Source organism: Cysteiniphilum halobium (assembly GCF_003574425.1).
GTDB lineage: Bacteria > Pseudomonadota > Gammaproteobacteria > Francisellales > Francisellaceae > Caedibacter > Caedibacter halobius.
In genome coordinates this window covers 1-11,275 of sequence record NZ_QLIU01000054.1, presented here as the reverse complement: position 1 = coordinate 11,275, position 11,275 = coordinate 1, and the positions used below count along the sequence as shown (strand labels likewise).

General features: G+C 37.6%; 6 protein-coding genes. 1 reads left to right on the top strand and 5 read right to left on the bottom strand.

What is annotated here, in order from left to right; translation table 11 throughout:
- Positions 1–145: 145 nt before the first annotated feature.
- Complete coding sequence (locus tag DNK85_RS09395) at positions 146–1,396, top strand: RHS repeat domain-containing protein (RefSeq protein ID WP_162896655.1); 1,251 nt, start codon at positions 146–148, stop codon at positions 1,394–1,396.
- Between the two features lie 173 nt (positions 1,397–1,569).
- Here the strand turns inward: DNK85_RS09395 and DNK85_RS09390 are convergent, their stop codons facing one another.
- The 5 genes from DNK85_RS09390 to DNK85_RS09370 form a co-directional block, all read right to left on the bottom strand.
- Complete coding sequence (locus DNK85_RS09390) at positions 1,570–3,033, bottom strand: RHS repeat-associated core domain-containing protein (protein WP_119329315.1); 1,464 nt, start codon at positions 3,031–3,033, stop codon at positions 1,570–1,572.
- Positions 3,034–3,164: 131 nt separating this feature from the next.
- Complete coding sequence (locus DNK85_RS09385) at positions 3,165–5,732, bottom strand: hypothetical protein (RefSeq protein ID WP_119329314.1); 2,568 nt, start codon at positions 5,730–5,732, stop codon at positions 3,165–3,167.
- Between the two features lie 194 nt (positions 5,733–5,926).
- Positions 5,927–7,438: an RHS repeat domain-containing protein gene (locus DNK85_RS09380; protein WP_119329313.1), complete on the bottom strand. Its 1,512-nt coding sequence runs from the start codon at positions 7,436–7,438 to the stop codon at positions 5,927–5,929.
- 50 nt (positions 7,439–7,488) lie between these two features.
- Positions 7,489–9,021 (bottom strand): RHS repeat-associated core domain-containing protein, encoded by a 1,533-nt coding sequence (locus DNK85_RS09375; RefSeq protein WP_162896654.1) that lies wholly within the window; start codon positions 9,019–9,021, stop codon positions 7,489–7,491.
- Positions 9,022–9,321: 300 nt separating this feature from the next.
- Positions 9,322–10,875: an RHS repeat-associated core domain-containing protein gene (locus DNK85_RS09370; protein ID WP_162896653.1), complete on the bottom strand. Its 1,554-nt coding sequence runs from the start codon at positions 10,873–10,875 to the stop codon at positions 9,322–9,324.
- Positions 10,876–11,275: the final 400 nt, after the last annotated feature.

The window sequence follows — 11,275 nt, the reverse complement described above, 5'->3', positions numbered from 1 at the left end:
AGAAGATTAGCAAAACAATCTAATCTTGATTTGTGCCAGTTAAAAATTTCCTTTAAACTATTTGTCAGCTGTTTGAGGTGCTTTTTCATGGTGTGCAAATCAAGAAAAAATAACGCTTCAAGCAGCAATTTGCAAATTTTTCTTCGTGTACAGAGACGTTAACGGTAATCTTATTGATGATGGTGATTGCTATACATATAATTCTGTTAATCAATTAGTACAAGTGGTTTCACAGACAGGCTCTAAAGAAAGCAATTATTACTACGCCAACGGTCTACGTGCCGTGGCGCAAAATAACACCAAGGTACTGGTGCATTATTATTCACGCAATAATGCGCTGTTGAATACAAGCGATGGTACACAACATTCGTCTGCGTATTTAATCGCGAATAATGTGGCAGTCAGGAGTGTTAATGGTGATGCAACCGTGCTGTTACACAATCGTCATGGTTCAGTCATTGCTCAGTTGGGTGATAAGTCACAGTTTTATCAATATAGCGTCTATGGGGTTCAGAGGACGGAAGACGGAGGACAGAGGACGGACAGTGGCAGTGGCACATTAGATCTTGCGATGAATCCCCTTCGATATTCCGGTTATATGTTTGATCCATTGACTGGTTTATATTATCTCAAAGCACGTGATTATAACCCACATTTAAGAAGCTTTATCCAAGCCGATAGCTATGCTTTTAATAACCAAGGATTAATTAATGGTTATTTCTATGGTAACAACAATCCATTAATGGGGATTGATCCAAGTGGGCATATGGATATTCCTGCTATAGATGAGCATACGCCATTATTAAATATGGATTCTCAAAAAGACACTGCAGCAGAACAAGAGAAGAAAGCACCTAGGCCATTACCTGAATATGCATTAATGGATCATCAATATGCATTAATGGATCATCTGTTTAGCTTTTACAATAGAAATGTTGAGGGACTTCAGTTCTATAGGCGGATTAATTTAGCATGTAAAATGGCGGTTGATCATGCAGTTGCCTCTTTAACACATGATATGTTTAAAAACTTTAGTGATTTTATTTCACAGTTTATAAGGAATCTTCCCACAAAAAAGCAATTAATGTGGGCCGGTATAAACTTAGCAGATGATGTCAATTTTAATAAGTTAGAGATGTCAGATAAGGAGAAAGCTCAATTTAAATCAGGGCATCGTATTTTAAATAAGAGATCAGAAAAACTAGCCGTTGCTAACAATTATTTAAAAGCCTCCATTGAAACACAACGTGAGATGAAACAATCAATTCTATCCTTTCACCAATATTATCAACAAACATTAAAGAATAGAAAACACATGTTAGGCATAGCTGTTATCATGGTATTTGGCATGACCACTCTATTAAACATAAGAGCAATACACAATAGCTTTCAATAATTCCTATGTATTTTTCTAAGACTGTTTGCAGAGGCAAACTCGGCAATGACTGTTTTCAGCACAACATCTGCTTCCAGACAGGTTGAATATTATACTATTTAAGTTTTAATTGTATGTATATCAAGCAGTATTCTATCCTAATCTAACCAAACAATATTAGATGTAAATCCCACCTATTGGAGTAGTTTTTCTACTCTTTGCGCTATATCCTCTTTTGTCCACGCCACATCCATAGTTGTGTAAAACTGCTGATGTTGCTGCTTCATACCTATGAAATTGCCTTGCCGGTCATCAATTAACAGATATCTTCTGCTAGTATCGCCAATGCTCTCCTCGCCAAGTAGATTTATAAAATTACCTTTATATTCAGGCGTTCTTCCAAGAATATGTGTCATATCTGCACGATTATAGAACTCTGATACTGTCACTTCATATTTCTCAAGAATCTCTGTAACACTCTCTTTCGTGTACAGTCCCATCGTTATAACATCTATTTTTAGATCCTTATTTTCCTTCTGTATTTGTGCTAGCATTTTAACCCTGTCTTCATTCAAAAATATCTCCATCTTCCCAGAGGAATCTTCAGAAGCAAACTCTACAAACTTTGACGCTGTAAACCCATTCTCTTTGCCTTTAGCAAGAAGTTGATTGAGCTTCTCAGAAGACTTTTGGTACTTAGCATAAGCCTGCTCTGCACTCTTTTTAAAATCTACTACTCGACTTTTTAAGCCATCATATAACTTGTAATAGTTTAGATAATACTCTGCCTCAGTCTTGTCATTAGCCACAAGAAGCGTCTCATCTAAATCAACAGCTATTCGTCGCTCAACTATAGGTTCTGACTTCGTCAAAACTTCAGATACATGCCCACTTGGATCAATCCCCATTACTGGATTGTTATTACCATAGAAATAACCATTAATTAATCCGTAGTTATTAAAAGCATAGCTATCGGCTTGGATAAAGCTTCTTAAATGTGGATCATAGTCACGTGCTTTGAGATAATACAAACCAGTCAATGGATCAAACATATAACTGGAATATCGCAGCGGATTAATCGCAAGATCTAATGTGCCACTGTCCGTCTTCCGTCCTCTGTCCTCTGTCTTCTGAACCCCATACACACTATACTGATAAAACTGTGACTTATCACCCAACTGAGCAATCACCGAACCATGACGATTGTGTAACAGCACAGTTGCATTACCATTAACACTCCTGACTGCCACATTATTCGCGATTAAATACGCGGATGATTGCTGTGCACCATCGCTTGAATTCAACAGCTCATTATGGCGTGAATAATAATGCACAAGTACTTGAGTATTACTTTGTGCTACAGCACGCAGACCATTGGCGTAGTAATAATCACTTTCTTTAGCACCTGCGGTGAGACTGACTTGTGTTAGCGCATTCGCCACATTATAGCTAAAGCTTGCCCCTTGATTATCCATAGATATATTGCCATTGGCATTATAATGAATCGCTGAGCTAACCAGAACACGCTGATGATTTACGTTTTGGTTACTTTGCTTATCCATCGCTTTACTACTATCTAGTGAATACGCCATGCTTTGAGTGATCAAAAGACATGACATCCCCATGCCAATACATAGCTTAGATTTATTTATAAACATTTTTTACCAATTATTCAATCAATTGTAATTTAATTTAAAACTATAAACCAAAGTCACAGTCAAGAATAATTTTAAGATTTATAACTATACGAAATCACTTTGCAATATAAAGCACAATGATCAAGAAAAACTCATTGAATTTTGCACGTAATCAACGGCTGCTGTAACTGATGGCAAGATTCTAAGTCATGAATAGTTATACCCAAGCCTTGACTTTTACCATCAATTATTGCACCTGAAGCGATCGGGGTAATATAACTAGGTAACAACCAATTCACGTTGCCATGATCTATCGTAACACTACCTGTCCAAGGTTTATCTGTTTGATCTAGATAATTCCACAGCAAATGAATACGCTGCGGCAAAACAATATTATATTTACCTGTATTACGAATATTAAAAGTAACGTTACACCCCCCTGTAAACATCTGCTTTAGGATAGTTGCTTGACAACTTGATTTACCTTTTGGTGGTTTTGGCGGTGTCGGCGGACTGGGAGGTACATAAGCACCTGCACTTTTGCTCAGTTTGACTGCCTCCACTAAATCATCACCTACTGTAAAGGATTTATAACCAACGCTGGCAATGCAATTCTCTTTGTTTGATAATTCAGGCAGCGCACTCACGGATAATTCTTTTCCTAGGCTATCTGTCATATTAACCACTTTTGGAGTCCCTAGATCTTTAGCTGTTAAATAGTAGCTATCATTACCGATTTTAACATCTACTCGCTTTAGATTGTTAATGCAAGAAGGGCTTGAGTTTGAGTCTAACCACAGCATGACACTACGACTTGTCAAACTTGACGTACTATATTCAATTGACTGCTGAAGTATGGTCTTTTCATTCGCTTTCACTTCAACGATTGGTGCTGCATTTTCCTTTTGTTGTGTTAATACATAAGCTTGATCTGTCGTACCAACAATACTTGGCAACGAAATGTTAAATGCAGCTTGGTAAATATTATCAGTATTAAATCCTGTTTTACTATGCACGGTGAAATATATTTTACATTCTGTATAAGTTTGATTTTTATCAAAATAAGTATGCAAAAAACACCCCTGTGTTGATGCTGAAATATCTGCCTGACCTGCAACAGGTGTAAACCACGCTTGTAGATTTGCATTAATTGTTTTTATTTGTTGGTTTGATTTAATTGTCATTGGCAGCTTTACTTCACCACTATAAAGCACAGTATAATCCCAGTGTTGCGCATTGATAGGTAAGTTTGCTTTATCCGTAAAAAGCCCCGCTTGATTCACAGTCACTTGCGCTAATGCTGATGTGTTTAGTTTATCTAAATCTTCTTTAGCATAGTAGGCATACAGACGGTATTCTCCCTGTGGAATATGATCAAATATACAGCTATTGACACTACAGTTAACAGGCTGATAAGAATAACCTTCTTGAGATATTATAACGGGCTTCAGTGCACTAAGAGAGAGCTCTTTTGGTAGATGCTCAAAAGATAACGTTAAACTTGCATTTCCTAGCGGTGGATTAACGACACTTGAACCATCACCTGCTTCCCCTTTATAAAATAAAGTGTAGTTTGATCCTATTTTTTCGCCACTTTCCATACTGTCCTTCAGTTTAAAGATATACCTTTTCCCACCATTAATGGGATAGCCATCCGTGCCAAAAAAACGCACCTCATAACTTGGATCATCCGATGGTTCTGCACGTGTCAATGTATTTATAGGTTCAACTTTCCATAATTGACCATTACTTGAGCCACTTGACCAATACAAATCATTACCGCCCCCCATAAAATGTGAATCGACCCAAACTGGTTTATCTATAGCGCCGATATTATACTGCATCATGCCTAAACCATTTGGGGTATTAGCAACAGTTAAGTAAGACCACCACTTTGTTGCAACGCCATACCACGCTAACCATACATCGTGCAAGCTGCTTGGCACACTTTGGTCACTATAGTATGGGTTTTTTGCAAAGTGCCAGCTTAAAAAGTAGTTTTGATGGATTATCGCAGAGTTAATATCGATATGTGCTGTATCATCTCGACACCAACCATTATTATCTTCACAACTATCAAAGACATAACCATAAAAATGCTGATTTTGATATTCTGTTGCGGGTTTGTTTTGACAAGCCTTGCTTGCAAACCCTACTGTATTACCACTGGCACCATTACATGTTTGTTCGCTGGTGTTCACCTCTAACCATCGTCCACAGTTTAAGCCATTGTTATATAAACCTAAATATGATGGATACAATGCAGGAATAATGCGATAATAGTGTCTATAAGGGTAACCATTTGCACCCTTTTTAAACGTCACATATCCTTTAACATTACCTTCTCCTGAGCTTGAGCTCCAATAAGGTGCTTGAGGATTATAACCCATTAAATTTGAAAATACATTTAAGGCAATATAATTTTTAGCATAGTTTTTTGCTGTACCTGCTGTTTTATAAATAGCCTGCATCAATGGGTAACTTGTCCCACAACCCACCATACCTCCATCATTGGCAAACTGCGTATTTGCAACACTATTAATGCTATAGCCTTGATGTGGAGTGTTAAAAACAGTTTGATTATTGAATATGTGGGTATTAGGGGTAGTAAGTTCTGCCATAGACATAACATGATCAGCTTTATAAGCCGCCTTACCAATCAAGGGTATACTACCTAAACAACATCCTGTAATCACAATTCCTAACTTTAAAAATTCCATATTATTTATCCTCCTTAAGATACTTTGGATTAATTATCTTTCGCCACAAGCGAATGTAAGGATAAAATATATTGTATTACGTAACGTTAGGCTTAAAGGTTTTTTTAGAAAAATGCTCAGTTTTGACTGCACACTTTAAAGTAAATACATTTATTTTTACGCTCATACAAGCAGTAGAACAATCCTTATTGATCTTATATTTCCTCCTCATCCGACAAGTCATAAGAGATGGTTTTGTCTTTATTCTCCTGGGGCGTTAATAAATTAGTTTCAGGCACGCTATAAAGTGTCTGAATATCGATTTTCTCTAAAAAATCTGGTTGACTATTTGCAATAATAGCTTTGTTATCTGGATTTGAAAAAACATTCCTCCAAACCTTACTTATAGGGGAAGAGGGACGCATAGGATTAGGCTTGGCAACAGCCTGATCAACATCGAGAACGTATGGCACAAAACCTATACCATCACTAACCAGTTTAATATTATCGGCAGTTCGATCATATATAGCATAATCAGTTTGTTCTAGTGCAATCTCCCTAAGATCTTTAACTTCTAATTGCTCGCTAGCATCTTTCACATATTTTGACAGCAAATAGTCGTTGCCATCAGATAGCCGTATTGTCGAGGCAAATTTATCATCACCATTTAATTTAACATTTATTTTATTTAACACCCTTGCATCCCTTTGAGCTGGACTTTCTGTAGGGCTGTCTCCAAACTCCTGCAAATATCTTTTCTTTTCTTCCAGTCTCTTTGGATAATATATCTTAATCACAAAATCTTGACCTTTTTCAGGTAAAGTAACCCTGTAGGCGTTACCATACACTCCGCCCCCTAAGTGCTCTCCTTCTTTCTCAATCCATTCTTTGGATTTACCTTGCAAGAACTGTTGCACCTCATCCCAATCAATATCAGGGAGAGGCGCATGCCCACTTGGATCAATACCCATTACTGGGTTATTATTGCTATAGTAATAACCATTAATTAATCCGTAGTTATTAAAAGCATAACTATCAACTTGGATAAAGCTTCTTAAATATGGATCATAATCACGTGCTTTTAAATAATATAAACCAGTCAATGGGTCAAACATATAACCGGAATATCGAAGCGGATTAATCGCAAGATCTAATGATCCACTGCCATTTTCCGTCCTCTGAACTCCGTCTTCCGTCTTCCGCACCCCATAGACGTCATATTGATAAAACTGTGGCATATCACCAAACTGAGCAATCACCGAACCATGACGATTATGTAACAGCACAGTTGCATCACCATTAACACTTCTCACCGCCACATTATTCGCTATTAAATACGCGGATGACTGCTGCGCACCGTCGCTTGAATTCAACAGTTGATTATGGCGTGAATAGTAATGCACAAGTACTTGAGTATTACTTTGCGCTACAGCACGCAGACCGTTGGCGTAGTAATAATCACTTTCTTTAGCACCTGAGGCGAGGCTCACTTGTGTTAGCGCATTCGCCGCATTATAGCTAAAGCTTGCCCCTTGATTATCCGTAGACATATTGCCATTGGCATTATAATGAAGCGCTGAGCTAACCAAAACTCGCTGATGATTTACGTTCTGGTTACTTTGCTTATCCATTGATTTCACACTATCTAGTGAATACGCCATGCTTTGAGTGATTAAAAGACATGACATCCCCATGCCAATACATAGCTTAGATTTATTATTTAACATTTTTTACCCCATAATTGATTATTTATTACTTCATGAAAAGATTACATACCCTAAAGCACATTATTTGAGGAAGAAGTATTATCTTCATTATTTGTAGTTGGGTCACCATAAGTTGAAGGCTCACTACCATTAATTGAATCAGGCTCACTACCATTAATTGAATCAGGCTCACTACCAATGTGTTCTTGAATTTCTTTCAACAAACTTTCCTTGGCGACTAGTATCCCTAATGAATTCACCAATTTCTTTGATATAGGAGAGACAGAGCGTTGATTCTTCATTTTCATAACGGCATGATCGGCATCTAAAATATATGGTACATAACGCAAACCCTTTTTATTACTTCTCTCTTTGGTAAGCGTTATATTTCCATCAACACCATAATCCAAGATAACATAGCTGGTTATTTTTAATCCAATCGTCTTTTTTAACTCCTCCTTAAGAGTAGCCACCTTGGTAGGTTCCACATATTTTGACACCAAATAGTCGTTTCCATCAGATAGCCGTATTGTCGAGGCAAATTTATCATCTCCATTTAATTCAGCATTTATTCTATTTAACACCCTTGCATCCCTTTGAGCTGGACTTTCTGGATATTCTTTTATCAAGGATAGCTTACGTTGCAACCCTTTTTCCTTATATATCTTAACCACAAAATCCTGACTTCCTTGAAGATAATGAACTTTGTAGGCATCACCATACGCTCCGCCCCCTAAATGCATTGCTCCCTCAGTAATGTCCGCTATGTCTTTAGCTTGCAAAAAGTGTTGCACCTCACCCCAATCAATATCAGGGAGAGGCGCATGCCCACTAGGATCAATCCCCATTACTGGGTTATTATTGCTATAGTAATATCCATTGATTAATCCTTGGTTATTAAAAGCATAGCTATCGGCTTGGATAAAGCTTCTTAAATGTGGATCATAATCACGTGCTTTTAAATAATATAAACCAGTCAATGGATCAAACATATAACCGGAATATCGAAGCGGATTAATCGCAAGATCTAATAATCCACTGCCATTGTCCGTCTTCTGTCCTCCGTCTTCTGTCCTCTGAACCCCATACACACTATATTGATAAAACTGTGACTTATCACCCAACTGACCAATCACCGAACCGTGACGATTGTGTAACAGCACGGTTACATTGCCATTAACACTCCTGACTGCCACATTATTCGCGATTAAATACGCGGATGACTGCTGCGCACCATCGCTTGTGTTTAATAGTTGATTATGGCGTGAATAATAATGCACAAGTACTTGAGTATTACTTTGCGCTACAGCGCGCAGACCATTGGCGTAGTAATACTCACTTTCTTTAGCACCTGAGGCGAGGCTCACTTGTGTTAGCGCATTCGCCGCATTATAGCTAAAGCTTGCCCCTTTATTATCTGTGGACATATTACCATTGCCATTATAATGAAGCGCTGAGCTAACCAAAACACGCTGATGATTTACGTTCTGGTTACTTTGCTTATCCATCGTTTTACTACTATCTAGTGAATACGCCATGATTTGAGTGATCAAAAGACATAACATCCCCATGCCAATACATAGCTTAGATTTCCTATTTAACATTTTCCACCCCATAATTGATTATTTAGTATCTTATCTATAAGCAGCAAAGATTAAGAATCATACAACAACGTGAAAGTCAACAATAATTTGGAACAAACCAAAAAGTTTCTTCCTACCCCCTCACCCGCAAGGGGAGAGGTGAAAAGTGCTTATTAGATACCATAAGTTGAATGCAACGATTCATCAGGAATCATACTTGTATAGGTATCACGCCACCTCGGATGATTGGCTGAAGAGTCGGTGTTCTACAGAAGGAACAATGTACATCTGAGCAATTATTAAACCGATTATATATTTTTTTTACCCCTCATCAGAACTACTCTCACATTCCAAAGCTTCTACATCAAGATCAAAAGAAAAATAACCAGAAACCGAACTATCAGAGGAAGTTGAATCATTACCAAACATTAGCGTAGATTCTTTTTTCCCTTCTATTAGATGAGGCTTATCCTTAAAAAAATCATGCACATTTGCTGGTATTTCATCTGCTCCTGACAGTAGTATCGAAAACGAATTTTCTATATTTTTACCTGTCTGACTTGAGTATGGACTTGCTAGTTCTTCGTCATAAGGTGGTCGCATAATCAATTGATCCGCATCCACAACATATAATTCACCAGTAGTTAACTTAAAAAAGTTACCTGGACTTGCACAATCTACTAAACAATGAGTATAATCTTTAAGCTTCTCAACAACCTCCTCAGGATCCGTTTGTTTTTTAGTTATATTTGGATCTATATACTTAGTCAATTGTAAATCCACCCCATCTTTTGTTGTTGCAAAGCTAGCAAAATTATTATCTCCGTTTAAATATTGATTAGTTGAATTAAGTACCCTAGCATGACGTTCCATAATTGACTCATTTAAATCTTTTGGGTTTCTTTGCCCCTCACCTGAAATGGATAAATATTTAAAAACAAAGGTTGTTTCTCCACTCTCTCCCATAATACTAACTTTATAGGCCACACCATACTGTCCACCCCCTAGCTTAACACCTTTGCTTCTAAGGTCATCCAATTTGCTATCTTGCACATAACTGTGTACTTCTTCCCAAGGGATATCAGGTAACGCAACATGCCCACTTGAATCAACACCCATTACTGAGTTGTTATTGCTATAGTAATAACCATTAATTAATCCGTAGTTATTAAAAGCATAACTATCAACTTGGATAAAGCTTCTTAAGTTTGGATCATAATCACGTGCTTTGAGATAATATAAACCAGTCAATGGATCAAACATATAACCGGAATATCGAAGCGGATTAATCGCAAGATCTAATATACCACTGCCACTGTCCGTCCTCCGTCCTCCGTCTTCCGTCCTCTGCACCCCATAGACACTATATTGATAAAACTGTGACTTATCACCCAACTGACCAATGACCGAACCGTGACGATTGTGTAGCAGCACAGTTGCATCACCATTAACACTCCTAGCGTTAACATTATTCGCGATTAAATACGCGGATGACTGCTGCGCACCATCGCTTGTGTTTAATAGTTGATTATGGCGTGAATAATAATGCACAAGTACTTGAGTATTACTTTGCGCTACAGCGCGCAGACCATTGGCGTAGTAATACTCACTTTCTTTAGCACCTGAGGCGAGGCTCACTTGTGTTAGCGCATTCGCCGCATTATAGCTAAAGCTTGCCCCTTTATTATCTGTGGACATATTACCATTGCCATTATAATGAAGCGCTGAGCTAACCAAAACACGCTGATGATTTACGTTCTGGTTACTTTGCTTATCCATCGTTTTACTACTATCTAGTGAATACGCCATGCTTTGAGTGATCAAAAGACATAACATCCCCATGCCAATAGATAGCTTAGATTTCTTATTTAACATTTTCCACCCCATAATTGATTATTTAGTATCTTATCTATAAGCAACAAAGATTAAAAATCATACAACAACGTGAAAGTCAACAATAATTTAAAATAAAACAAGAAACTTCTCCCTATCCCACTTACCCGTGTTGTTTTCACAACACGACCTCTCCCCTTTCAGGAGAGGTGAAAAGTGCTTAACCGATTCACTCTGTCCTAAAAGCGGTCAATTCATGAAGATTGATTACAAGTTAGCAGAATTAAAGTTTCAGTATGAGCGTATCCTTGATTAATTTGTAACGAATCTACTTAATCTTTGGTTTTTGAGTAGACATAACAAACTGTGTTGCCCTTTCTTTAATTAAGCTTGTAAAAAAATTGGTTCACAGAACCTAGATAAACGCCATGTTCAACTTTTT